Source organism: Paenibacillus pabuli (assembly GCF_039831995.1).
Taxonomy (GTDB): Bacteria; Bacillota; Bacilli; order Paenibacillales; family Paenibacillaceae; genus Paenibacillus; species Paenibacillus pabuli_C.
In genome coordinates, this window is record NZ_JBDOIO010000004.1 from 1,190,825 (window position 1) to 1,215,413 (window position 24,589).

Annotated in this window: 22 protein-coding genes; 19 read left to right on the forward strand and 3 right to left on the reverse strand. The window is 49.9% G+C overall.

Annotated features, from left to right (window positions below; genetic code table 11):
* Window positions 1-85: 85 nt before the first annotated feature.
* Window positions 86-1,831: an Rqc2 family fibronectin-binding protein gene (locus ABGV42_RS24965; protein ID WP_347384151.1), complete on the reverse strand. Its 1,746-nt coding sequence runs from the start codon at window positions 1,829-1,831 to the stop codon at window positions 86-88.
* A 320-nt stretch (window positions 1,832-2,151) separates the two neighbouring features.
* On the opposite strand from ABGV42_RS24965, the gene ABGV42_RS24970 reads away from it, so the two are divergent.
* The 19 genes from ABGV42_RS24970 (at window position 2,152) to spoVM (ending at window position 23,572) form a co-directional block, all read left to right on the forward strand.
* Window positions 2,152-4,965: a calcium-translocating P-type ATPase, SERCA-type gene (locus tag ABGV42_RS24970; RefSeq protein ID WP_347384152.1), complete on the forward strand. Its 2,814-nt coding sequence runs from the start codon at window positions 2,152-2,154 to the stop codon at window positions 4,963-4,965.
* 149 nt (window positions 4,966-5,114) lie between these two features.
* On the forward strand, window positions 5,115-5,948 hold the full coding sequence (dapF, locus tag ABGV42_RS24975) for a diaminopimelate epimerase (protein ID WP_347384153.1): 834 nt from the start codon (window positions 5,115-5,117) through the stop codon (window positions 5,946-5,948).
* A 137-nt stretch (window positions 5,949-6,085) separates the two neighbouring features.
* On the forward strand, window positions 6,086-7,975 hold the full coding sequence (locus tag ABGV42_RS24980; protein WP_347384154.1) for a bifunctional homocysteine S-methyltransferase/methylenetetrahydrofolate reductase: 1,890 nt from the start codon (window positions 6,086-6,088) through the stop codon (window positions 7,973-7,975).
* A gap of 19 nt (window positions 7,976-7,994) precedes the next feature.
* The gene (locus ABGV42_RS24985) at window positions 7,995-8,894 is read left to right on the forward strand and encodes a YicC/YloC family endoribonuclease (protein ID WP_347384155.1); all 900 of its coding nucleotides are present in this window, start codon (window positions 7,995-7,997) and stop codon (window positions 8,892-8,894) included.
* 51 nt (window positions 8,895-8,945) lie between these two features.
* Window positions 8,946-9,206, forward strand: a complete 261-nt coding sequence (gene remA, locus ABGV42_RS24990) for an extracellular matrix/biofilm regulator RemA (RefSeq protein WP_006209218.1) — start codon at window positions 8,946-8,948, stop codon at window positions 9,204-9,206.
* A gap of 13 nt (window positions 9,207-9,219) precedes the next feature.
* Window positions 9,220-9,792, forward strand: coding sequence for a guanylate kinase (gene gmk / locus ABGV42_RS24995; RefSeq protein ID WP_090901057.1), 573 nt, complete (start codon window positions 9,220-9,222; stop codon window positions 9,790-9,792).
* Between the two features lie 158 nt (window positions 9,793-9,950).
* Complete coding sequence (gene rpoZ, locus ABGV42_RS25000; protein ID WP_095290265.1) at window positions 9,951-10,166, forward strand: DNA-directed RNA polymerase subunit omega; 216 nt, start codon at window positions 9,951-9,953, stop codon at window positions 10,164-10,166.
* A gap of 120 nt (window positions 10,167-10,286) precedes the next feature.
* Window positions 10,287-11,522 (forward strand): bifunctional phosphopantothenoylcysteine decarboxylase/phosphopantothenate--cysteine ligase CoaBC, encoded by a 1,236-nt coding sequence (coaBC, locus tag ABGV42_RS25005; RefSeq protein ID WP_347384156.1) that lies wholly within the window; start codon window positions 10,287-10,289, stop codon window positions 11,520-11,522.
* A gap of 2 nt (window positions 11,523-11,524) precedes the next feature.
* On the forward strand, window positions 11,525-14,074 hold the full coding sequence (gene priA / locus ABGV42_RS25010) for a primosomal protein N' (protein ID WP_347384157.1): 2,550 nt from the start codon (window positions 11,525-11,527) through the stop codon (window positions 14,072-14,074).
* Window positions 14,075-14,251: 177 nt separating this feature from the next.
* Window positions 14,252-14,740, forward strand: coding sequence for a peptide deformylase (gene def / locus ABGV42_RS25015; protein ID WP_347384158.1), 489 nt, complete (start codon window positions 14,252-14,254; stop codon window positions 14,738-14,740).
* A gap of 6 nt (window positions 14,741-14,746) precedes the next feature.
* Entirely contained in the window at window positions 14,747-15,706 is a 960-nt protein-coding gene (fmt, locus tag ABGV42_RS25020) for a methionyl-tRNA formyltransferase (RefSeq protein WP_347384159.1), read from the forward strand.
* Window positions 15,703-17,202: a 16S rRNA (cytosine(967)-C(5))-methyltransferase RsmB gene (gene rsmB, locus ABGV42_RS25025; protein ID WP_347384160.1), complete on the forward strand. Its 1,500-nt coding sequence runs from the start codon at window positions 15,703-15,705 to the stop codon at window positions 17,200-17,202. Before fmt ends, rsmB begins: the two co-directional genes overlap by 4 nt.
* A gap of 190 nt (window positions 17,203-17,392) precedes the next feature.
* Window positions 17,393-18,433, forward strand: coding sequence for a 23S rRNA (adenine(2503)-C(2))-methyltransferase RlmN (gene rlmN / locus ABGV42_RS25030; protein ID WP_095290542.1), 1,041 nt, complete (start codon window positions 17,393-17,395; stop codon window positions 18,431-18,433).
* Window positions 18,434-18,440: 7 nt separating this feature from the next.
* Window positions 18,441-19,217 carry a Stp1/IreP family PP2C-type Ser/Thr phosphatase gene (locus tag ABGV42_RS25035; RefSeq protein WP_347384161.1) on the forward strand — a complete coding sequence of 259 codons (777 nt, stop codon included), beginning with the start codon at window positions 18,441-18,443 and terminating at the stop codon, window positions 19,215-19,217.
* Window positions 19,214-21,427 (forward strand): Stk1 family PASTA domain-containing Ser/Thr kinase, encoded by a 2,214-nt coding sequence (gene pknB / locus ABGV42_RS25040; RefSeq protein ID WP_347384162.1) that lies wholly within the window; start codon window positions 19,214-19,216, stop codon window positions 21,425-21,427. The genes ABGV42_RS25035 and pknB overlap by 4 nt, the downstream gene beginning before the upstream one ends.
* A gap of 61 nt (window positions 21,428-21,488) precedes the next feature.
* A complete protein-coding gene (rsgA, locus tag ABGV42_RS25045) occupies window positions 21,489-22,406 on the forward strand; it encodes a ribosome small subunit-dependent GTPase A (RefSeq protein WP_347384163.1) in 918 nt (305 codons plus the stop codon).
* A 1-nt stretch (window position 22,407) separates the two neighbouring features.
* On the forward strand, window positions 22,408-23,067 hold the full coding sequence (gene rpe, locus ABGV42_RS25050) for a ribulose-phosphate 3-epimerase (protein ID WP_095290279.1): 660 nt from the start codon (window positions 22,408-22,410) through the stop codon (window positions 23,065-23,067).
* A gap of 4 nt (window positions 23,068-23,071) precedes the next feature.
* Window positions 23,072-23,323, forward strand: coding sequence for a hypothetical protein (locus ABGV42_RS25055; RefSeq protein WP_183521749.1), 252 nt, complete (start codon window positions 23,072-23,074; stop codon window positions 23,321-23,323).
* Between the two features lie 168 nt (window positions 23,324-23,491).
* Window positions 23,492-23,572: a stage V sporulation protein SpoVM gene (gene spoVM / locus ABGV42_RS25060; protein WP_019424875.1), complete on the forward strand. Its 81-nt coding sequence runs from the start codon at window positions 23,492-23,494 to the stop codon at window positions 23,570-23,572.
* Window positions 23,573-23,769: 197 nt separating this feature from the next.
* Here the strand turns inward: spoVM and rpmB are convergent, their stop codons facing one another.
* The gene (rpmB, locus tag ABGV42_RS25065; protein WP_024631107.1) at window positions 23,770-23,958 is read right to left on the reverse strand and encodes a 50S ribosomal protein L28; all 189 of its coding nucleotides are present in this window, start codon (window positions 23,956-23,958) and stop codon (window positions 23,770-23,772) included.
* Window positions 23,959-24,197: 239 nt separating this feature from the next.
* On the reverse strand, window positions 24,198-24,575 hold the full coding sequence (locus ABGV42_RS25070; protein ID WP_347384164.1) for a hypothetical protein: 378 nt from the start codon (window positions 24,573-24,575) through the stop codon (window positions 24,198-24,200).
* Window positions 24,576-24,589 lie beyond the last annotated feature (14 nt).

Below are 24,589 nucleotides of genomic sequence, written 5' to 3' on the forward strand. Positions count from 1 at the left end.
CAGGTGGATCGAAAAGCCCCAGAACACGAAATTCTCTGTTCTGGGGCTTTTTTGGCGGCGTGGCTTCGTTTATGGAAGCACTGCTTTATCCGTTTTTGATGGTGGATGGCAAGCTTTTGACCAACTCTTCATTAGGCGTCACAAACAGTGTTTTTTGATGATCGTAGATGACAAAACCGGGCTTGGAACCGCTTGGTTTCCGTACGTGACGAATAAAGGTATAGTCCACTGGAACACTGCTTGATTCCTTGGCCTGACTGAAATAGGCTGCGAGCTGTGCCGCTTCTTCCAGCGTAGCTTCCCCAAAGTCCGTACTGCGAATGACGACGTGTGAACCCGGAATGTCTTTGGTGTGCAGCCAGGTATCATTGGCGGAGGCCAGACGGTTCGTGACATACTCGTTTTGCAAGTTGTTTTTGCCCACCAAAATATCAATACCCTCTGTCGAGGTAAACTGATGTACGGTTGGACGGTCGTTTTTCTTTTTCTTCTTGCCTTTTTTGTTGCGATCACGAAGGTAGCCCTGCTGTACCAGCTCTTCGCGGATCTCCTCAATATCGTTCATGGAGGCGATGGACAGCTGCTGCAGCAGGTTGTCCAGATAGTCGATCTCGTCCTTGGTTTTGCCCAGCTGTTCATGAATGACAGCTAGACTGTTCTTATATTTGTTGTACCGTTTGAAGTAACGCTGTGCGTTGTCCGATGGTGTAAGCAGGGGATCGAGTGTGATGGTTAGGGTTGCCTGATCTTCATCGTAGAAGTTCACAAGTTCCACGCTTTTGTCTCCCTTGCTAATCTGGTGAAGAGAAGCAAATAACAATTCACCCCATAATCTGTATTTTTCCGCGTCATCGGCTTCCAGTAGATCCTTGTTCAGATTGTCGAGTTTTTTGACATTTTTGCTTCGTTCATTTTGCAGGAAACGCAGCAAATCGCTTACCTTTTGCTTTACCGTATCCCGCTCGGCCTTATCCCCGTAATAATCCTCCATGCATTTACTCATCGTGTCGTAGGTCTTCTCCGCATCCTGAATCCCCTGAAGCCGGACAGCAGAGAAGATCATTTTACCTTTGGCATTCAGTCCTGTTACAGGCGTGTAATTATTCTCTCTCACAGGTCCCATCACAGATTCAAAGGCATTCCAGAGGGCATCCGCCTCGACGGATGTATCTCCGTTGTCCGTATCGGAGGCGCGAGCAGTAATCTCTCCTGCGATCAGCGGGCTCATGCCACTGAATGAATTCACAAGCCAGCGGGCAGCTTCTTCTTCCGTTTCAGTGTAACCCTTGAGGAATTCAGCGCTGTTCACTTCCAATGGGTTGGCTTTGTGCTGCTCTGGCGGAGCTGTGTACGAAAAACCAGGCATGATAACCCGATAGCTGCTGATGGAAGGCGTTACGTGATGGATGCCGTCCAAAATCGTCCCCGTGACCGGGTCGAGCAATACGATATTGCTGTGACGCCCCATTAGCTCAATGATGATTCGTTTTACGGATACGTCACCGAGTTCGTCGCGTTGACGAACATCGATGTGAATGATCCGCTCCATGCCGATCTGACGAATCTCCTCTATAATGGCTCCCTCACAGTGCTTGCGCAGCAGCATGCAGAACATCGGTGCTTCTGTAGGGTTTAAAAATGTCTTCTCCGTAAAGTGCACACGGGGATACGTCGGACTGGCCGATATCAGCAATTTACTGTTCCCGCGTTGTGCACGAAGGGTCAGAACGACATCATGGCCGTTAGGCTGATGGATTTTGCTAATGCGGCCGCCTTTGCAGCCCTGCAGTTCGTGTACGATGGCTCGTGTAACAATACCGTCCAATGCCATATTGTTCAACTTCCTCTCTATCTATAACTGAAACACACAACTGGAATATGTAAAATAATAGAACCGGTTGCAGTTCGTTGTCACTCGCTTCTTGCATAAGATAACTCGGCTTCCACTGCGTTATGACCGCAGACTTTTATTTTAGCCTATTCTGTCCATCAGGGAAAGGATTCACCATTCGGGTGCTAATTGGGGTCCTGTCCGAATACATATAGAGCAGGTAGTTTGTCCGGCGTGACATACAGCTGCCGTTAGCAGTCACGAGTAGATGTATGAACGTCTTTTACAGGAAATATAGACTGGGAGGGGAACCTTGAAGCATGGAACAGACCAAGTGGCATCAACTAAGCGTAGAAGAGCTTCGCAGCACGCTTGACGTCAGTCTGGAGGAAGGATTGACGGATGAAGCTGTTGCGCAAAAGAGGAAGGTCAGCGGTTCAAATGAGCTGAGTGAAGGGAAACGCATATCTCCAATTACACTGCTGCTTAACCAATTTAAGGACTTTATGGTGCTCGTCTTGATGGGGGCGACACTGGTGTCCGGATTGCTCGGAGAATATTTGGATGCCGTGACGATTGTTGCAATCATTGTGCTGAATGCAATTTTGGGATTCGTACAGGAATTTAGGGCTGAGCGTTCCCTCCGCGCATTGAAGCAGCTGTCCGCACCTCTTGCCAAAGTTCTTCGCGCCGGTCAGGAAGTGCAGCTTGCTGCCAAACAGCTGGTGCCTGGGGATATCATATTTGTCGAGAGCGGGGATCGCATCCCGGCGGATGTCCGGTGGCTGGAGACGAGCAGTCTGGATGTGGAAGAATCGGCACTCACTGGAGAATCGGTCCCGGTAAGCAAGCATTGCAACCCGATTGCAGACGATGCCGTACCGCTCGGTGATCAAAAAAATATTGGATTTATGGGCACCATGGTTACCCGCGGAACAGCCAAAGGCGTTGTCATTCGAACAGGCATGGATACCGAGATGGGCAAAATTGCCGATCTTATCCAAAATACCGAGGAACAGGAGACGCCGCTCCAGCACCGTTTGGAGCAACTGGGCAAAATACTTATTTTTGTTGCGCTGGGCCTTACCGTTATGGTCGTTGTGGCTGGTATTCTGCATGGACAACCGGCGGTTGGAATGTTCCTTGCTGGCGTCAGTCTGGCGGTAGCTGCCATACCTGAAGGTTTGCCGGCGATCGTCACGATTGCACTTGCGCTGGGCGTACAGCGAATGATTAAGCGTAAAGCCATTGTACGAAAATTGCCTTCTGTTGAGACACTCGGTTGTGCCTCCGTAATTTGCTCGGACAAGACGGGGACATTAACCCAGAACAAGATGACCGTGACCGATGTATGGCTGGAAGGGCGCAGCATAAAAGTCACCGGGGACGGGTACGCACCGGAAGGACAGATGCTGGAAGACGGCCGCACGGTCGAGCTGAAGAGTGACCAGACGCTTCGAAGACTGCTTCAGATCAGTGCGTTATGTAATAATGCGAGTATTGTGGAAAATTTTTCGGAAGAACGCAACAAGAAAAAGGGTAAGGATGGCAAGAAGGAGGCAATCAAGGAGGATGGCGTCGTATGGGAGCTGAAAGGTGATCCAACCGAAGGAGCGCTCGTCACCCTGGCTTCCAAAATGGGCCTTACCCCTGCCGGCCTCAAGGAGTTATATGCACGTCAACAGGAGTTCCCGTTCGACTCGGACCGTAAACGGATGTCTGTCCTCATCCAGCATCAGGGAGGCCGCATGATCTATACCAAAGGTGCCCCGGATGTGTTGATCGGACAATGCAGCTATATCTTATGGGAAGGCAAAGTTGTACCCTTCACCGGAACGTTGAGACAGAAAGTAATGGCTGCAAACGAAAAAATGGCCGGGGCAGCCCTGCGTGTCTTGGGAATGGCTTATCGTGAAGTACGCCCTGAGGAAAAAGTTGACAACGAACATGCTGCCGAGAATCAGCTCGTGTTCGTTGGACTTGCAGGCATGATCGACCCACCTCGGAGAGAAGTCAGAGATGCGATTGCTACTTGTCGCAGAGCCGGGATCCGGACGGTCATGATTACGGGTGACCACGGAACTACTGCAGAGGCGATAGCCCAGCAGCTGGGAATTCTTCCGCGGGGCGGAGGCTCATTAAGCGGACAGCAACTGGCAGGGCTAACGGACGATGAGCTGGACAAACAGGTAGAAGGCATCTATGTTTTCTCCCGGGTATCGCCTGAGCACAAGCTTCGGATTGTAAAATCACTGCAGCGCAAAGGCCATGTTGTAGCGATGACAGGGGATGGTGTCAACGACGCACCAGCGATCAAAGCGGCGGACATCGGCATCGCGATGGGAATTACGGGGACGGATGTGACGAAAGAGGCGTCGGCCTTAATTCTCAGTGATGATAATTTCTCTACTATAGTAGCAGCGATTGAAGAAGGACGTAATATTTATGAAAACATTCGCAAGTTTATTCGGTATTTGCTTGCTTCAAACGTAGGCGAGATATTAACAATGTTCTTCGCAATGATGATGGGACTGCCACTGCCGCTTGTGCCGATCCAGATTCTATGGGTGAACCTCGTGACAGATGGCTTGCCAGCCATGGCGCTGGGTGTGGATCAGCCGGAGAAAGACCTGATGGAGCACAAGCCACGCGGCTCCAAGGAAAACATTTTTGCCCGGAGACTGGGCTGGAAAATCATCAGCCGCGGTGTATTGATTGGATTGTGTACTTTAGGTGCGTTCTGGCTTACCCTTCAGGCAGCTCCGGATCAACCGGGACAGCTTATCAAAGCACAGTCCGTAGCTTTTGCGACACTCGTTTTAGCTCAGCTTATTCATGTATTTGACTGCCGGAGCTCGCGCTCCATCTTCCACCGGAATCCGCTCCAGAACAAATATCTGGTTCTTGCGGTAATCTCGTCCGTGGTGCTGATGCTGGTTGTGATGTACGTGGAGCCGCTGCAGCCAATCTTCAAAACCGTACCACTCGGCATGCGTGAATGGGCCATTTCGATTGTTGCTGCAGGTATCCCAACGTTCCTAATGGGCGCAGGCAGTGTCTGGGGTGGCCGTCGTAACCGTCGGCGGATGGGTCCTGGAAGCTTCGTACCGAAAAGTACAAAGTTTTCAGCATAAAATCAATAGCTTTTCCTTATCGTTTTCGTTATGCTATCCTCAAAATGATTCAGGGCGAGAGCCTTGGACATGTTGCAGGATAGCTTTTTTCTGTAAATAGGCAAGAATAACGCTTTGGCAGCAGACTGCCAAAAGGAGTGGGCAAGGATATGGAATTTACGAAAATGCATGGACTTGGCAACGATTTTATCGTTGTATTTGGAGAAAAACAGCTTCCGGCTGATGCAGCAGAGCTGGCTGTGAAATGGTGCAACCGTTTCTTCGGCATCGGTGCGGATGGACTCGTTTATATACTGCCTTCGGAAAAGGCGGATTTTCAGATGCGCATTATGAACTCCGATGGTTCGGAAGCGGAACAATGCGGGAATGCGATTCGCTGTGTAGCCAAGTATGTTTATGACCATGGTCATGTGACATCAGAGCACATTACGATCGAAACCATCGGCGCAGGTGTGCAGCCGGTAACCCTCAATGTAGTTGACGGCAAGGTGGCAACCGTTCGTGTGGATATGGGCGAGCCCATTTTGGACGGGCTTCAAGTTCCGACAACGGTGGATGCTAACCCTGTGGTTGATCATTCCATTGAGGCGAACGGGCAGGAGTTCAAATTCACGGCAGTTTCGATGGGAAATCCCCACGCAGTGATTTATGTGGATGATGCGGTGAACTTTGATCTCTCGACTTGGGGACCGGTGCTGGAAGTTCATCCGATGTTCCCGAAAAAGATCAACGTTGAGTTCGCCACTGTGCGCGATCGCGGATTCGTCGATATGCGTGTATGGGAACGAGGGGCTGGTCCAACATTGGCTTGTGGAACCGGAGCTTGCGCAACGCTCGTATCCTCAGTACTAAATGGACACACGGATCGTACAGCAATTATTAGCCTCAAAGGCGGAGACCTGCATATTGAGTGGAACGAAGCTGACAATCATGTGTATATGACTGGTCCGGCAGAGATTGTTTTCAAGGGAGTCACTTCATAAGATGACAGTTTAAGCCAAGAGGCCTTCGGGCCTCTTTTTTTGACCGAATTTCATGGAAAACCTGTGTTTTTCTACGTTATTGATCGGCTTTTGTGTTACATTAGTATGAAATGATCAGCTAGGCGGGGGGAAAAGGGATGAAGGCGGATTTGCGGAGTGTCTTGCAGGAACGAGTTCTCATTGGAGATGGGGCGATGGGAACATATCTGTACCAAATGGGTTTCCCGGTAGGAATTTCATACGAGGAATTAAATTTGGTTTCACCTGAAGTAGTAGCAGACGTGCATCGTCGTTATTTGGAAGCGGGTACTGAAATATTTGAGACAAATACGTACTCTGCCAACTATGACAAATTGTCCAAGTTCGGACTGGAATCGAAGGTGGCGGAAGTCAATCGTGCAGGTGTGCGCATTGCCAAGGATGTCGCCGGTTCAGACGGTTACGTTCTCGGGGCTGTGGGCTCCATTCGTGGAGGCAAGCGGACCAACGTATCGACAAGTGAACTGAAGCGTTTCTACGAACAACAGATTTTTGCCCTGCTTGATGAAGGGGTTGACGGGATTCTGCTTGAAACCTTCTATGATATCGAAGAGATGGATATCGCCCTGGTGCAGGCTCGTAAGCTGAGTGATCTGCCGGTGATTGGGCAGTTTGCGGTTGAGGATATAGGACATACACTGGATGGATACACGATGCCGGAAGCGTTTCGGATCATGCGCGAGCAGGGTGCTGACGTGATCGGATTCAACTGCCGTTCCGGTCCAAATGGAATCATGCGTGCCATGGAAACTGTATCCGGAAGAATCGGAATTCCGATGTCCGTTTACCCTAACGCGGGGGCAGCAGACTATGTTGATGGCCAGTTCCGTTACGGTGCAACACCGGAATATTTCGGTCAGACGGCAGTGCAATTCGCTGATCTGGGTGCCCGCATTATCGGTGGATGCTGCGGTACAACACCTGATCATATTTCAGCAATCGCCCGGGCCCTTACCGAATACGCCCCAGCACCTATTGCCCAGCCTGATCCTGCAGAAGCCAAACCGCGTATCGTGTTGCACGAAAATGTAGATGAACGTTCCGGACGTGGCGGTCAGCCGACGATTGTGGATCTGGTCAAACAGCGCCACACGGTTATCGTTGAACTCGACCCGCCTCGTGACCTGGATATTGCCAAATTCATGAAAGGCGCCGAAACGCTGAAAGCGGCTGGTGCGGATGCGCTGACACTGGCTGACAACTCTTTGGCGGTTACCCGCATGAGTAATATGGCTCTGGGACATCTCGTTCAGGATCGTACTGGCTTACGACCGCTTGTACATATTGCCTGCCGTGACCGAAATCTGATTGGGACCCAGTCACACATGATGGGTTTTGATGCTCTCGGTATCAACCATGTGCTTGCCGTTACAGGTGATCCAGCGCGTTTCGGTGATCTGCCCGGATCCAGTTCCGTATACGATCTGACTTCATTTGAAATTATACGTATGATCAAGCAATTGAACGACGGTGTAGCTTTCTCTGGAAAACCGCTTAAACAGAAGGCTGGTTTTGTCATCGGGGCAGCGTTTAATCCTAATGTGAAACATCTGGATAAGGCTGTTCAGAGACTGGAGAAAAAGATTGCCTCTGGTGCCGATTACATTATGACGCAGCCTGTCTACGACCCGAAATTGATCGTAGCGATGCATGAAGCGACCAAACATTTGGAAGTGCCTATTTTCGTCGGCGTAATGCCGCTGGCTAGTGGAAGGAATGCTGAATACCTGCACAACGAAGTTCCAGGAATTCAGCTGTCGGAAGAAGTCCGTTCCCGCATGGCTGGTCTCGAAGGAGAAGAGGGACGGGCCATGGGAGTGAAAATTGCCAAAGAGCTGCTGGATGTGGCAACAGCCCATTTCAAGGGGATCTACTTGATGACCCCGTTTATGTTCTACGGCATGACTGCCGAACTGACCCAATATGTATGGGAGAAGTCCGAGCACCAATGTCCTACTTGTTTCAACCCTAATAATCAATTACAATAGTGTAACGGATGTGATGCCGATGTCATTCAGTATGACCGGATACGGTCAATCTGCCTTTCATTTTGGAGGCTATAAGGTACAATTGGAGATCAAGTCCGTCAATCATCGTTACTGTGAAGTGATGATGCGCATGCCCAAAGAGTGGACATGTTATGAAGATGGATTGAGGAAAAGAGTGCAGAGCCGGCTGAAGCGCGGGCGGATTGATGTTTATGTAATGAAAGAAAAAGATGAAGACCAGGCTCTTCCTGCCGTGCTTAATGAGCAGGCAGTCAGGGCCTATCTGCAGGCGGCAGAACAGCTGGAATCCCGCTTTGGGATGCAGGGCAAACCGAGCATTATGGACATGCTTGCGTTGCCGGATGTCATGGTTCATTCCGATGGAACGAGTTCAATTCCCGAGGAACAGAAGGACGAATGGGAGCGTGTGCTGCAACAGAGCCTGGAAGAGGCCTTGTCCAGTCTGGAGCAAATGCGCGCGCGCGAGGGTCTTCATCTGGCCAGTGATCTGGAACGACGGATTAGTCGTCTGGAGTCGCTGCATACCGAGATGCTTGCTCTTGCACCTACTGTGGTAACGGATTACCGCAACAAGTTAAGACAAAGGCTTACGGAATTGCAGGAGGAAGGCTCTTTCCCTTTTGACGAGCATAAATTGGGTATGGAAATTGCTGTGTTTGCCGATCGTTCTAACATAGAGGAGGAGCTTACGCGTCTACTCAGCCACTTCGGACAGAGCAGGGAACTGCTGAAGAGTGAAGAGCCGGTAGGCCGCAAGTTGGACTTTCTTATTCAAGAGATGAATCGGGAAGTCAATACGATTGGATCAAAAGCCAACCATTTGGCTCTGGTGAACCGTGTTGTCGAGATGAAGGCGGAGCTGGAGAAAATTCGCGAGCAGGCGGCGAATATCGAATGAACGGCCATATTTCGGCAAGAGAGTCGCATGTATAGGGGGAAGAACCTGGTTATGGCAATCAAACTCATTAACATTGGATTCGGTAACATCGTATCGGCGAACCGGATTATATCCATCGTAAGTCCGGAATCGGCGCCGATCAAGAGAATTATACAAGAGGCAAGAGATCGTCATATGCTGATAGACGCAACGTACGGAAGACGTACTCGTGCCGTGATTATTACGGATAGCGATCATGTCATTCTGTCGGCGGTTCAGCCTGAGACGGTCGCCCATCGTCTTTCTTCGAAAGATGATGACAACGACGAATAAAATGGAGTGTAATATGTCTAAGGGATTACTGATAGTGTTGTCCGGCCCATCTGGGGTCGGGAAGGGTACAGTATGCAGCGCTTTGCGCAAACGTGTGCCGGAGTTGATCTATTCTGTGTCTGCAACGACTCGCCAGCCTCGCCTGGGTGAAGAGCATGGTGTGAACTACTTCTTCCGAAGTCATGAAGAGTTCCTGAACATGATTGCTGAAGACCAGCTGCTGGAGCATGCAGAATATGTAGGTAACTATTATGGAACACCACGTGATTTTGTGGAGAAAACGATTAACGAAGGCCGCGACATCATTCTTGAGATTGAAGTTCAAGGCGCGTTAAAAGTGAAAGAGAAGTTCCCGGAAGGGATCTTTGTATTTCTGCTGCCTCCTTCATTGGACGAGCTCAAAGATCGCATTCAGGGACGTGGTACGGAAAGTCAGGCAACGATTGATCACCGGATGTCCGTAGCCGTGGATGAGATTAGTCTGCTGGAGCAGTACGATTACGCTGTCGTTAATGATGAAATTGATTTGGCGTGCAAACGAATAGAAAGCATTATTATCGCCGAACATTGTAAGATCAATAAATAATTCCTTTTGCCCGCCGCAGGATGCAATAATTCGTAGAACTACTGACATATATCTATAGATGGTCAGATCAAGTTCGGTTCATGTGAATGGATTGAACGGTTGCATTCTGTCAGGCGGGTACATGGAATTATACTAATGCAAAGAGGTGTTTTGTAAACATGCTGTATCCTTCTATTGATGAAATGATGAACAAAGTCGACAGCAAATATTCTCTTGTTGTTGCTGCTTCCCGCCGGGCCAGACAGCTTCGTGAAGGTGAGAAAACGGATCTGAGAAATGCGAGATCCCATAAACAGGTTGGCGTTGCACTCGAAGAAATTTATGGTGATCATCTCGTTGTCATCAAAGGACAGGACGAAGAGGAAGAAGAGTAAGCCGCCTGCGGCTGCTCTTCAACTGCATACGGCGCAAGCCGGACTTATTTGACAACCGCGAGGTTGTTATTTTTTTCTCTATTCATCGTGTAAACGTCGTATATATCGGGGGAAATAACCATGTTGAACGGTAAAAAAATCGTACTTGGCGTGACAGGCGGCATAGCCGCATACAAGGCGGCTACATTATGCAGTAGACTGGTGCAAAAAGGGGCGGACGTTCACGTCATTATGACAGACTCAGCCAAACAGTTTATTACCGAATTAACGCTGCAAACGTTGACCCGAAATGTAGTCTACAGTGATACATTCGATGAGCGCGAGCCATCGGTGGTATCACACATTCATTTGGCCGATATGGCAGATCTGGTTCTCGTTGCTCCGGCAACAGCCAACGTTATTGCCAAAATGGCACATGGCATGGCGGATGACATGCTCTCAACAACACTGCTGGCAACGACTGCCCCAGTGATGATCGCACCTGCCATGAATGTTCATATGTATGATCACCCTGCTGTACAGCACAATATGCGTCTGCTTGCCGAGCGAGGAACACTAATGATTGAACCAAGTGAAGGACAGCTCGCATGTGGATACGTGGGTAAGGGGCGACTGGAAGAGCCGGAGACGATTGTCGAGGTGGTTGAACGTTTTTTTGGAGATCAGGCGCAAGCCAAATCGGGCTTGAATCAACAGACCACATTGTTAAAGGGCAAAAGAGTGGTTGTAACGGCCGGGGGAACCATTGAGCGTATTGATCCTGTCAGATATATTACCAATGACTCCTCCGGCAAAATGGGATTTGCCATTGCTGCTGCAGCACGTGATATGGGAGCAGAGGTTACGCTGGTTATGGGCAGTACGCAGGTTCAGCCGCCAACGAATGTGGAAGTGATACGGGTACAGTCTGCACAAGATATGTACGAAGCAGTCTCAAGTCATTGGGAGCATGCAGATATCGTGGTGAAGGCAGCGGCGGTTGCTGATTACCGGCCCAAGGAAGTATACGAGGAGAAAATGAAAAAGAAAGGCGATACCCTATCGCTGGAACTTGTTAAAAATATAGATATTCTTGAAACGTTAGGCAAGCAAAAAAGTCATCAATTTCTAATTGGTTTTGCCGCAGAGACCCATTCAGTAGAGATGTACGCAAGGGAGAAGCTGGAACGGAAAAATTGTGATCTGATCGTAGCCAATGATGTTGCCCTTCCGGGTATAGGATTTGGAGCAGATACCAACGCGGTTCATATTTATGACCGTGAAGGGTTGGTGGAAGAGCTTCAGGTGATGTCTAAGGAAGACATAGCTCACCGGTTGCTTGCGATTGCGGCGGAGCGCATTGCCGGGAGGAATTAAATATGGAGATCGCCAAGGTTATTGTCGATGTTCCGGTGAAGCAGACAGACCGGCCCTTTGATTATCTGGTGCCGGAATCGATGCGTGATTGGATAGAGATTGGCAGTCGGGTAGGCGTGCCATTTGGACATCGTACCGTGCAGGGATTCGTGATTGATCTTGTACCGCGTACCGGAACAGAGTCCTTCAAACTGAAACCCATTCAGGAACTGTTGGATATCGTTCCCCCTTTGTCAGAAGATTTGGTGCAGCTCGCGGAGTGGATGAGTGAACGATATGCCAGTAACCGCATTTTGTCGTTACAGGTGATGGTGCCGACTGCACTGAAAGGTAAAGCGGAGCGATATATCTCCATTGGGGATGCACTGGATGGACAGCAGGCCCGAGCACAGTCGGATGAAGATGTTCTCTTCGTGTGGGGAGAGGAGTCCACATCCGAGAAGGTACAGCAGGACATTATACGTTTTGTTAAAAGTCGCGGGCAGGTCCCTTTGCAGCAATTGAGCCGGAAATATCCCAACCATGCAGCATTGATCAAAAAGCTTTTGCTTGGCGGTGTATTGCTGGAGAGCCAGGCAATCAAGGACAAGCTGAACAAAAAAACAATGAAGGCAGTGGATTTGGCGGTAGATGCGGCTGCGGCGCAGGAGGCACTTGCGTCTTTCCCCGCTAAGGCACAGCGGCAGAAGGAGGTTCTTGCTTTTCTGCTGGAAATGAAAGAGCTACTGCCGATGCCGATGAAAGAATTGCTGGCCACGCTTCAAGTGTCTGCGGCTACCGTCAAAGGGCTTGAGGAGAAAGGGCTGCTGGTAACGGAAGACGTGGAAGTCTTTCGTGACCCTTACCAGGGCAGAAAGTTTCGCGCCACTGAACCGCTTGCTCTTACTGCAGAGCAGCAGAATGTGTACGATAAAATAAATGGCCGATTACAGGAAAGGCGCCATGGCGTCTTTTTGTTACATGGTGTAACAGGCAGCGGTAAAACGGAAGTGTATCTGCAGACGATTCAGCAGTGCATTGAGCAGGATCGGCAGGCGATTGTCCTTGTACCTGAGATCGCGCTCACACCACAAATGGTCGAGCGGTTTAAAGGACGATTCGGAGACCAGGTTGCCGTCATGCACAGCCGTCTTTCGGGCGGAGAACGTTATGATGAATGGCGCAAAATCCGGGAAGGCCAGGTAAAGGTTGCTATTGGCGCACGTTCCGCTGTCTTTGCTCCATTTGACCGACTTGGTCTGATCATTATGGATGAGGAGCATGAGACCTCTTACAAACAGGAAGAAACGCCGAAATATCATGCACGTGATGTAGCTGTAAAAAGAGCACAGCAGCATCAGGCTGTCGTGGTCCTGGGCTCTGCTACGCCTTCGCTGGAAAGTTATTATGCCGCACGTTCGCAGAGCAATGATGATTTTGCTCCGCTTCTGCTGGAGATGCCTACTCGGGCGCTCGGCAACAATTTGCCGGATGTGCGGATCATTGACATGCGCGAAGAGTTGAAGGATGGCAACCGTTCGATGTTCAGCCGGGCTCTGCACAAGGGGCTGGAGGAGCGCTTGGAGCGTGGGGAGCAGACGGTTTTACTTTTGAACCGCCGGGGATATTCCACTTTTGTCATGTGCCGCAGCTGTGGTTATGTGGCCGGCTGTCCCGAGTGTGATATTTCACTGACGTATCACCAGCGTTCGAACAATCTCCGGTGTCACTATTGCGGGTATGCGGAAGCAGCTCCCGAGGTATGCCCGGAATGTGGCAGTGAACATATCCGTTATTTTGGTACAGGTACGCAGCGAGTGGAGGAAGAACTGGCTAAGTTGTTCCCGGGAATCCGTGTAATTCGCATGGATGTGGACACAACAACGGAGAAGGGTTCGCATGAGAAACTTCTGAAGCAGTTCCGGGAGAAAAAGGCGGATGTGCTGCTTGGTACCCAGATGGTTGCCAAGGGATTGGATTTCCCGGATGTCACCCTTGTCGGTGTCATCACGGCAGACTCAGCACTGAACCTGCCCGATTTCCGGGCTGCCGAGAAGACCTTTCAACTGCTGACCCAGGTGGCAGGACGTGCAGGGCGGCATCAATTGCCTGGTGAGGTATTTGTCCAATCCTATACGCCTGAGCACTATTCCATTGGCCATGCAAGCCAGCATGATTATGTTTCTTTTGTGCGTGAGGAATTGCTTCATCGCCGCAATCTGCAATACCCGCCGTATTGCCGTCTGATTCTGGTGACCTTTTCGCATGAGCAGTTGCCCGTTCTGATCCGGCTGGCTGAGAATTATACACGTTTGTTGAAAGAACGCGCCAATGCAGCAGGTTGGCTGGGAAGCCTGGACCGTTTTAGCAACGATGCCTTTGACGTCCTTGGCCCTGTAGCTTCGCCCATTCCACGGATCAAGAATAGATACCGATTCCAATGTATGATAAAATGGCGGGGGGATGTAGACGCCATCGGAATTGCTCTGGAGACGGCCCGGCGCATGGACGATGATGTTCAGGCGCAAAAACTGCTCATTAGTTTGGATGTAGACCCGCAAATGTTAATGTAAGCATGTTGCATCATTTTCCAAGGAACACTTCGCACCCTATAAGTGGTGAAAATGAATAACGCAAAATGTGGATGTGAACAAGCGGTATAAACATAGATTAAAGAAAGCAAATAAAGCAAACAAAAATCAAAAGAATGATACCCAATAGGAGATCTGGGTTAGGAAGGTGCTTACAACATGTCGATTCGTATTATCGTTAAAGAGCCGGATGAAGTGCTTCACAAAAGAGCCAAGGAAGTTACAAAAGTAACACCCAATGTGCAAAAACTGCTGGATGATATGGCAGATACAATGTATGACGCTGAAGGTGTAGGCCTTGCAGCGCCTCAAGTAGGCATTTTGAAACGTCTGATTGTCATTGATGCTGGCGATGAACAGGGCCTCATCAAAATGATTAATCCTGAAATCATCGCAAGTGAAGGCGAACAGTTCGGGCCGGAAGGCTGTCTGAGTATTCCTGGTATTAACGGCGACGTTCGTCGTTTTGAGACAGTTACCGTTAAAGGCCTGGACCGTGAAGGCAATGAACTGATTATTACGGGCAGCGGTCTGTTGTCCCGTGCATTCCAGCACGAGATTGATCACCTGGATGGGGTGCTCTTCACGGATATCGCCGAGAAGGTGTACGAAATCGCAGCGGATCAGGCTGGACCGCGACGTAATTAAGGAGTGATGGATTTGAATATTGTTTTTATGGGTACCCCGGAATTTGCTGTCCCTTCTCTGGATATGCTCATCGCTGAGGGTTATAACGTGGTGGGGGTAGTCACCCAGCCCGATAAACCGCAGGGCCGCAAAAAAGTGCTCACGCCAACGCCTGTTAAGGCTGCGGCTGAGCGCCATGGCCTGCCAGTATTTCAACCGGTGAAGCTGCGTGATCCTGAATCCGTGGCCAGATTGGCTGAGTGGAAGCCTGATTTGATTGTGACTGCAGCATTTGGGCAGATTTTACCGAAGGCAGTATTGGATATGCCAATACGAGGCTGTGTAAATGTGCACGGTTCTCTTTTGCCTAAATATCGTGGTGGTGCTCCAATTCAGCGCTCCATTATTAACGGGGAGTCCGTAACGGGAGTTACCTTGATGTTTATGGCAGAAGGTTTGGATACCGGGGACATGATCTCTCGTGTGGAAGTTCCAATTACCGATGAGGACACCTCTGGCACCATGTTTGTGAAGCTCAGCGATGCAGGCTCCAAGCTGCTGCAGGCAGAAATGCCCCGTCTTATTGCGGGGGAAACCACGGCTGTCCCTCAGGATGAAGCCGAAGCTTCGTATGCCCGCAATCTGACTAGAGAAGACGAGAAAATGGATTGGAATCGTACATCTCGTGAACTTTATAACCAGATCCGTGGTCTTGTTCCGTTCTCTGGTGCATTCACGATGTGGGACGAGCAGGTGTTCAAAGTATGGGCTGCTGCTAACCCCAATCAGGTGAGTGATTCAGATGCTCCATCCAATGTACAAGCTGAGCCGGGCACAGTGCTGCAGCTGAACGCAGCGGGCATTGAGGTGCGGACAGGCGACGGTTCACTCTGGCTCACAGAAGTTCAGCCGGCCGGCAAGAAAGCGATGAAGGCGGCTGACTTCGGTCGTGGCGGCACGTTGAGACCGGGCACGGTGTTACGATGAGTGAGAATAGATCCGGCAGATCAGCAGACAATCCGAGTAGAGGTAACGGAAACCAGAACCGTCGCCCGAATCCAGGGAAGCCGGGTGGCTCCCGAAAAGATGGGGGCTCTCAAAATTCGGAAGGAACTGCGCGTTCCCAAAGACCAAAGACTTCACCGCGCGCACTTGCAGTTAAAGTGCTCAGTGCTGTGGAACAGGATGGGGCTTATAGTAACCTGGAACTCAATCGGCGTCTGAAAGAGGCTGAGCTTAGTCCGGCAGATGCAGGGCTGGCAACCGAGCTGGTATACGGAACAATTGCTAGACGGAACACGCTTGATTATTTTTTGGAACGTTTTGTAGCCAAAGGAATCGCCAAACTCCAGCCTTGGGTACGAAGTCTGCTGCGGATCAGTGTCTACCAGATGCTGTACCTGGATCGGATTCCCGAACATGCTGTTGTAAGTGAAGCCGTCAATCTGGCAAAGAAACTGGGTCACCAGGGAATCTCGGGCATGGTCAATGGCGTTCTGCGCAACATGATCCGTAACCGGGACGAATTGCGTATTCCGAATGATCTGCCAGCTGCTGAACGCATTGCACTGGAGCACTCTCATCCGCTGTGGATGGTTAAACGCTGGATCGCCCAATACGGTGAAGAGACAGCAGAAGCGATCTGCAAGGCCAATAATGAACCACCGGCAGTGAGTGTCCGGGTAAATACGACAATGACCACTCGTGAGAAACTTATGCGCGAGATGGAGAGCACGGGTGCAGTGGTAGAACCTTCCCGGTTAAGTCCTGACGGCATTCTGGTGCGTAGCGGTGGGAATATGGCACTAACGTCATGGTACCGGGATGGATTGTTCTCAGTGCAGGACGAAAGTTCCATGCTTGTGGCGGAAGCGGTCGCACCTGAAGAAGGCCAAACCGTGCTGGATTGCTGTGCAGCTCCTGGCGGTAAGACAGCTCACATGGCCGAGAAAATGCAGGACCGTGGACGGATCATTGCCAATGACGTACATGCACATAAGCGCCAGCTTATCATGGATCAGGCAGACCGCTTGGGTCTGGGCTGTATTGATGCAGTAACTGGAGATGCACTGGATCTGGATGAACGTTACCCTCATGCGTCGTTTGATCGCATCCTTCTGGATGCGCCGTGCTCAGGTCTCGGTGTCATTCGCCGGAAGCCGGATGTCAAATGGACCAAGTCGCCTGAGGATATTGAAGATATCTCGGCGCTGCAGCGTGAATTGCTGGACCGGGTTGCAACGCTGTTGAAGCCGGGCGGCGTTCTGGTGTACAGCACATGTACGATTGAGCCAGCAGAGAACGAACTTATGGTCGCTGACTTCCTGAAGCGCCATGCCGAATACCAGGCCTTGGATTCTGCCTGGACCGGAACCGAGATGGAAAAGTGGAATCCGGTGAACGGGGGCGTGCAGATCCTGCCCCAGTATGCACACAGTGACGGCTTTTTCATTGCAAGGCTAACACGTACAGCTAATGAATAAATCCATAGCACGCAAGGAAGGCCGCCGGGGGGAACTTCGGCGGATTTCTTTTGTAATGGGGTGCGGCTTGTGCGCCGAGGTGTTATAATGCATGAAGTGCAAGACTCTAGGGCATACATGGATGTAAAGTGGTCTTTGTGATAGAATAGGAAGAATGAAAAGAAAAGAAGGAATAGGTGTTGACAACAAAATGAAACCTTTTATATATGATTTTTCCCTGGAAGAGCTGCAGCAATGGGCTGTTGAGAATGGGGAACCCGCTTTTCGCGGTGGTCAGATTTTCGACTGGATATATGTGAAGCGAGTAAATGATTTCAGTGAAATGACGAATCTGTCCAAAGCACTGCGCGAGAAGCTGGCAGAGCAATTTGAATTTGTAACCCTTACCGAAATTACGAAATTTGAATCCAAGGATGGAACGGTGAAGTTCCTGTTTGGCCTTCATGATGATCATGCAATCGAAACGGTTATTATGAAGCACAACTATGGTAACAGCATCTGTGTAACGACACAGGTGGGCTGCCGAATCGGTTGTACGTTCTGTGCGTCCACACTGGGTGGACTGAAACGTAACCTGACAGCAGGCGAGATTGTTGCTCAGGTCGTACAGGCTCAGAAGATTCTGGATGAGCGCGGCGAACGTGTAAGCAGCATCGTTATCATGGGTTCGGGTGAACCGTTTGAAAACTACGAAGCGACAATGACTTTCCTGCGCATCATGATTCACGAAAAGGGCCTGAATATCGGTCAGCGCCACATCACGGTGTCCACAAGCGGAATCGTACCCAACATCTACAAGTTTGCTGATGAAGATACGCAGATCAATCTGGCCATCTCCATCCATGCACCGAATGATGCGCTGCGTTCCAAATTGATGCCGGTAAACCGTCGTTTTCCTTTTGACGATGTGATGGAATCCCTTCGGTATTACCTGGCCAAAACAGGCCGGAGAATAACATTCGAGTATGCCCTTATCGGTGGAGTGAACGATCAGCCGGAACATGCCGCAGAACTCGCAAGCGTGCTCAAGAACATGCTCTGCCACGTGAACCTGATCCCAGTCAATCACGTACCTGAACGCAAGTATGTAAGAACATCGAGAAGCGACATTTTCAATTTTCAGAAGATTCTTTCGGAGCAGGGTGTTAATGTAACCATTCGTCGTGAACAGGGACATGATATTGCTGCCGCTTGCGGTCAGCTTCGTGCAAAGCATATGGAGTTGAGGTGAGAACGTTTTGATCAAAACAGTTCATGTGAGCCATATCGGACGCGTGCGTTCGGTTAATGAAGATTCAGCCTGGATCCGTAATCTGGAGACAGGGTATATTCTGGGCATTGTCGCCGATGGCATGGGCGGGCATCTCGCTGGAGATACCGCAAGCCGTCTGGCAGTTGAGACATTGGTGCATGACCTTGGGACATTGGAACCGGGGCTGTCACATGCATCCTTGTCTGCTGCCCTCAGCGATGCTATTTTGCATGCCAACGAAGTGATATATCGGACTGCATCCGGGGATGACAAATACCACAACATGGGTACGACCGTGGTTGCTGCCTTGTTGAATGATGCCGAAGGCGTTATCGGTCATATCGGGGATAGCCGAGCTTACAAAATTGCAAACAAACAAGTGATCCAGTTAACGGAAGACCATACCCTGGTGAATGAATTGTTTAAAAATGGTCAGATCAGCAAGGAAGATGTATCTCATCATCCGCGTCGCAATGTGCTGACCCGTGCTCTGGGAACCGATGCAGAAGTAAAAGTGGATCTGGATTCCATCAAGCTGGAAACAGGCGAAGTTTTGCTGCTGTGCAGTGATGGACTTAGCAATCTGGTCAGCAACGAACAGCTCGTTCAGGTGGCCGGGAATCAGGATCTGCCGCTGGAAGAGCGAGCGGACCGACTGCTTCAGTTAGCTCTGCTGGCTGGCGGAGATGATAATATCACGGTTGCGCTGTTTGAAGTGCAACAGGAAGGTTCCGTGGTAACGGAAACGGGGTGTGAGTCATGATTGGGCACCAGCTAGGCGGACGCTATGAAGTCATTGAGCGCGTTGGCGGTGGCGGCATGGCACTTGTGTACAAGGCCCAGGATCTCCTTCTGAACCGGAATGTGGCGATCAAGGTGCTGAGACAGCAATTTGTACATGATGAGGAATTCATCCGACGTTTCCGTAGAGAAGCGCAGTCTGCTGCTTCTTTATCTCATCCGAATGTCGTCAGCATCTATGATGTAGGCCAGGAAGATGACGTTCATTATATTGTTATGGAGTATGTGGAAGGCAAAAACCTGAATGAGATTATTAAAGAGCGGGCTCCCCTGCAGGTGGATGAAGCTGTTCGAATTGCTTCCCAAATTGCAGATGCTCTGGATCATGCACATCATAATCAGATTATCCATCGGGATATCAAACCGCATAATATATTGATTGGCCGTAACGGCCGTGTGAAGGTTACCGATTTCGGGATTGCCCGAGCGGTTACATCCACAACGATTACACAAACCGGCTCCGTAGTCGGCTCCGTGCATTACTTCTCACCAGAGCATGCCAAAGGTATTGTTACTGGCGAGAAGTCGGATTTATATTCTCTCGGTATCGTACTCTATCAAATGCTGACTGGGCAGCTACCGTTCCTCGGCGAGAGTCCGATCAGTGTTGCCTTAAAGCATCTGCAGGAAGAATTTGATGAACCTCGCAATTTCAACCCGCTGATTCCGCAAAGTGTGGAAAATGTTATTCTGAAATCAATGCGGAAAAATCCGCAGGAGCGCTATCAGTCGGCCAAGGAAATGCAGAACGATCTGGAAACCTGTTTGATGCCGGAGCGTCGCAATGAAACCAAGATCGACTTCCCGGATGAGGATGATGTGGATCAAACCCGTGTCATGCCTGCCATCAAGCCGGAACCTCGAGGAATTACTTCTACAGGCGCGGCTCCGGTCATGGAACTGGACGAGGAGAACAACAAAGGCAAGCCCAAAACGAAGAACTGGAAAAAACCAACACTATTGATCTCATTGACTGTCCTAATTTTAATCGCCATGGTGGGTGTTGTGTGGTACGTCAAGGGTATGCTCGTTGTGCCTGAAGTGAAAGTGCCTAATGTTGTTAACCAGACTGAAGAAAAGGCACGCCAGATTCTTCAGGATGAGGGTTTAGTTGTGAGCGATGATATCATTAGGCAGTACAAGGAAGGTGTCGATCCCGGCATCGTATTTGAACAAAGCCGAAACGAAGGCGATGTGGTCAAGGAAGGTTCGGAAATTCAACTTAGTGTCGGAGCCGAAAAAGAACTGACCAAAATGATCAGCGTTGAAGGTGATTCCTATGAGGATGCAGTCAAGGATCTGACGAATCTGGGGATCAGTGAAGATCGCATTAAGCGTAAAGACGATTACTCTAATGACGTTGCTTCCGGTATGGTTATCTCGCAGACTCCTGGAGCCGATGAAGAATTTGATCCGGAACAGACCGAAATTGTCTTAACGGTTAGCAAAGGCGCGGAGACGGTGAAGATGCCTGATCTGAAAAATCGTACCCGCAACGAAGCTGAGCAGATGATCAAGTCTGCCGGACTGGTTCTGGCTCAGGTTCAGGAAGAGTCGAGCTATACGGTTGAGAAGGGGAAAGTGACCCAGCAATGGCCTGTGGAAGCTGGAGCCGATGTAAAACCTGGTGACAAAATCACCATATTCGTCAGCACGGGCTATCCTCCTGAGGCATTGGAGTACTCCTTCAATATCAACGTTTCACCAAAAGAAGAGGGCAAAAACAGCAAGATTCGTATTACATTCGAAGATGCCCGTGGCAAGAATCAGGAATGGGGAACCCGGACCATTAACAAGTCCAATCAGGCCCTGACCATTCCGCTTGTTCTGGCTCCGAATGAGAATGGTGCTGTATCTGTATATCGTGATGGTCAGTTCCTGGATACGTACGTGGTTACCTACGCAGAGGCCAAGAATGGCACCGTAATTGTGCCAACCATTGAGCCTGAGATCAGTAATCAGCCAGCACCTCCAGCGAATGAGCCTGAAGAAGGCGGCGGTGGTGACGAAGGCAGCGTGGATAGCAACCAGGAAGGTGAACCTGAATCCACTCCTACCGACGGTGAAGAAGATAATGAAAGTGAAGATACGTCTGCCATGAATAGTGGCAAAGGTAAGGGGCATGGAAAAGAAAAAAATAATGACGTCGTTAACGCATCAAGCCGTCCATGAGGACGGCTTATTGCTGACGTTAGGTTGAATGCAACGCAAATTAAAGGAGGGCGACGGAGCTATGCCAGAAGGTATCATCGTAAAAGCGCTAAGCGGTTACTATTATGTCATGCCATTGTTAGAAAACGGGGTGCCTTCGGTTGAAGGCTCCGCCGTTCAATGCCGAGCGAGAGGCATATTCAAGAAGAGAGGCGTGTCTCCGCTTGTAGGTGACCGCGTTAGCTATATGCTGACAGAGAATGGTGAAGGAACAGTAGACGAGATTCGAGAACGGGAGACTGAATTAATCCGTCCCCCTGTTGCGAACGTCAGTCTGGCTGTTCTTCTGTTCTCCGTTAAAGAACCAGACATGAACCTCAATCTGCTGGACAAATTTCTTGTACATATCGAGCAGGCGGGACTGGATGCTCTCATTGTATTAACGAAGCAGGATCTCGTAGACCCAGAGAAAGATACCAGGGACACTGTGGCCGAGGTTAAGGCGCTCTACGAACAGATTGGGTATGAAGTCATCTCGACCAGCTCGCGAACCGGCGAAGGCAATGAACAGCTCAAAGAGCGCCTTGCAGGCAAGATTAGTGTGTTCTCTGGTCAGTCCGGTGTAGGTAAGTCTTCCATGCTTAATGCCCTGATGCCAGGGCTGACGCTGGAAACGAGTGAAATCAGTATGCGTCTTGGCCGCGGCAAACATACGACCAGACATGTTGAATTGATCCCGCTGGATAATGGCGGATTTGTAGCAGATACACCCGGATTCAGCCAACTGGACTTTCTGGAGATTGGTGTGGAGGAACTATCCACCTGTTTCCGGGAATTTGCCCAGTATGCGGATCAGTGTAAATTCCGCGGCTGTACCCATACGCATGAGCCCCAATGCCGAGTACTTGCAGCCAAGGAGGAAGGTCTAATCTCCGACAGCCGCTACCGGCATTATGAGCTTTTCCTTACAGAAATGAAAGACAAGAAGCGGAGGTACTAATATGATTAAAATTGCTCCATCCATCTTATCTGCAGATTTTGCACGTCTCGGTGCTGAAGTAGCTGAAGCGCAAGCTGCTGGCGGCGATTGGATACATGTTGATGTCATGGACGGTCATTTCGTCCCGAATATTACGCTTGGTCCAGCCATTGTAAAAGCCATTGCTCCACATACCAACCTGCCACTGGATGTACATCTGATGATTGAAAATCCGGAACGGTACGTTGAGGAATTTGCCAAAGCGGGAGCGGCAGTTATTACCGTTCATGCGGAGGCATGTGTGCATTTGCACCGTGTGATCCACTTGATTAAGGAACAGGGCGTCAAGGCGGGGGTTGCTCTTAATCCAGGGACGCCAGCCAGTGCCATTCAGGAAGTGCTGGATGACGTGGACATGGTTCTGGTCATGACCGTGAACCCTGGTTTTGGGGGACAAGCGTTCATCTCGGGAACAATGAACAAAATCAGACAAATTCGCAGCTGGCTGAATGAAAAAGGACGCCATGATGTGCACATCGAAGTAGATGGGGGAATTGCGGCCGATACTGCACCGCTCGTTGTGGAAGCAGGCGCCGATGTACTCGTTGCAGGTAGTGCGGTATTCGGACGTGAGGACCGTGCAGCTGCCATTGCCGAAATTCGTAGCAGCTACGGAGGCTGATTCTATGGGCCTTAAGGAGACGCTGTGGACAATGGCTGCGAGCCTCGTAACAGGACTGGTACTTGCGTTATTTGCAGTCATTCAATCCCCATACAATGCGCTTACCTCACTGATTGGCGTAGGCGTTGTCATTATGTATTTTCGTAAGTTTGATCGTACACGATCGCGCGTTACGTTCGTCATATTCAGCATCCTGTATTACTTGCTGAGCGTATTCATGATCGCTGTCTATCAGTATGTTCCTGCCCAAACGTAAATGGGCTCTTCTTCGGGCTCGTCATGTTGGAATAGGGACAGGTGGTTCCGCATAAATATGGTTACATGAGCAGGTTTCTCATGTAGCCTTTTTTGTCGTGTTTAAGGTGAAGAAGGCCCTGAAGCATAGGATACGGCGGATGCATGAGCATGATGGGGAGGGTGAAGTATGAAATTTTACACATTCAAACTGCCGAAGTTTTTGGGAGGGTTTGTAAAGGCGATCCTTAATACGTTTCAAAAGAACTGATAAGATTGAGAGCAGGCACCAAGGGCGAATACCGCCGCGTTGGCTTCAGGACGATTGGAAAATCCAACCTGAGAAGCGCCATGCGGCGGGCATTCACATGCTTGCGCAGGTACTTATGTCCTTTTTTGCATACCAAAAAAGCACCTGCAGAGAACAAGGTGCTTTTTGCTTATCCGATTTATAGTAGCTTTGCGTGATTATACGCGAGTCACTTTACCGGCTTTCAGTGCACGGGTGCTTACGTATACACGTTTTGGTTTACCGTTCACGAGAATACGGACCTTCTGAACGTTTACGCCCCAAGAACGACGGTTACGGTTGTTAGCGTGGGATACGTGGTTACCGGTGCCCGGTTTCTTACCTGTCACATAACATTTGCGAGACATAGATTACACCTCCTATCCTAAAATAACCAGTTGCCTTCGGAGAGACGAAAGTCATTCCTTAAAGGCTAAATTGTTCTTCCTGACCATAATAGTCAGGCTCCAGTAGCTAATGGCGTTGTTCAAGCCGGCATGGCCGGATCATTTCCATTACTTAACCTGCATAAAACAATACTTGAATATAATATCATACCCAAAAAAGCTTCGTCAACTGATCCAAAAACTTTATTTATTTCTCCTGCCTAATATAGTACAATGTTGAATAGTCCATAATACAGCGGTGAACAGGTTGTTGCCGCGTGAAAGCCGGAGATTTGACCGGCCCAAGAGGTCGGTGGTCTGCAATTTGGCAACGCTGTGCGCTGTGGCATTTCCATCACTGGCACCAGTCTCCATGCGGCATTCATGCCGGCTTTCGATACCGGTGCATATCCGTATGCCCCGAACTCGGGCTTCAGCGGTTGCAGGATATCGGTGGCCCGGCCGCCCAGACCGTCGATCCGGACGACATGTTGAATTGTATGCCTTTGCCGGACAAGGTATGGACGAAGAATGACGCAATAAGCGTCAGCGCATGAACAGACCAGATAACATCTTGGTGCAAGATGTTCGTGTATCAAGCTAGGAAGGGGAA

Excerpts from the sequence above, each read along its gene's own strand:
- ABGV42_RS24965 (WP_347384151.1), bottom strand. The coding sequence starts at position 1,831 with ATGGCATTGGACGGTATTGTTACACGAGCCATCGTACACGAACTGCAG.
- ABGV42_RS24970 (WP_347384152.1), top strand. The coding sequence starts at position 2,152 with ATGGAACAGACCAAGTGGCATCAACTAAGCGTAGAAGAGCTTCGCAGC.
- dapF (WP_347384153.1), top strand. The coding sequence starts at position 5,115 with ATGGAATTTACGAAAATGCATGGACTTGGCAACGATTTTATCGTTGTA.
- ABGV42_RS24980 (WP_347384154.1), top strand. The coding sequence starts at position 6,086 with ATGAAGGCGGATTTGCGGAGTGTCTTGCAGGAACGAGTTCTCATTGGA.
- ABGV42_RS24985 (WP_347384155.1), top strand. The coding sequence starts at position 7,995 with ATGTCATTCAGTATGACCGGATACGGTCAATCTGCCTTTCATTTTGGA.
- remA (WP_006209218.1), top strand. The coding sequence starts at position 8,946 with ATGGCAATCAAACTCATTAACATTGGATTCGGTAACATCGTATCGGCG.
- gmk (WP_090901057.1), top strand. The coding sequence starts at position 9,220 with ATGTCTAAGGGATTACTGATAGTGTTGTCCGGCCCATCTGGGGTCGGG.
- rpoZ (WP_095290265.1), top strand. The coding sequence starts at position 9,951 with ATGCTGTATCCTTCTATTGATGAAATGATGAACAAAGTCGACAGCAAA.
- coaBC (WP_347384156.1), top strand. The coding sequence starts at position 10,287 with ATGTTGAACGGTAAAAAAATCGTACTTGGCGTGACAGGCGGCATAGCC.
- priA (WP_347384157.1), top strand. The coding sequence starts at position 11,525 with ATGGAGATCGCCAAGGTTATTGTCGATGTTCCGGTGAAGCAGACAGAC.
- def (WP_347384158.1), top strand. The coding sequence starts at position 14,252 with ATGTCGATTCGTATTATCGTTAAAGAGCCGGATGAAGTGCTTCACAAA.
- fmt (WP_347384159.1), top strand. The coding sequence starts at position 14,747 with ATGGATTTGAATATTGTTTTTATGGGTACCCCGGAATTTGCTGTCCCT.
- rsmB (WP_347384160.1), top strand. The coding sequence starts at position 15,703 with ATGAGTGAGAATAGATCCGGCAGATCAGCAGACAATCCGAGTAGAGGT.
- rlmN (WP_095290542.1), top strand. The coding sequence starts at position 17,393 with ATGAAACCTTTTATATATGATTTTTCCCTGGAAGAGCTGCAGCAATGG.
- pknB (WP_347384162.1), top strand. The coding sequence starts at position 19,214 with ATGATTGGGCACCAGCTAGGCGGACGCTATGAAGTCATTGAGCGCGTT.
- rsgA (WP_347384163.1), top strand. The coding sequence starts at position 21,489 with ATGCCAGAAGGTATCATCGTAAAAGCGCTAAGCGGTTACTATTATGTC.
- rpe (WP_095290279.1), top strand. The coding sequence starts at position 22,408 with ATGATTAAAATTGCTCCATCCATCTTATCTGCAGATTTTGCACGTCTC.
- ABGV42_RS25055 (WP_183521749.1), top strand. The coding sequence starts at position 23,072 with ATGGGCCTTAAGGAGACGCTGTGGACAATGGCTGCGAGCCTCGTAACA.
- spoVM (WP_019424875.1), top strand. The coding sequence starts at position 23,492 with ATGAAATTTTACACATTCAAACTGCCGAAGTTTTTGGGAGGGTTTGTA.
- rpmB (WP_024631107.1), bottom strand. The coding sequence starts at position 23,958 with ATGTCTCGCAAATGTTATGTGACAGGTAAGAAACCGGGCACCGGTAAC.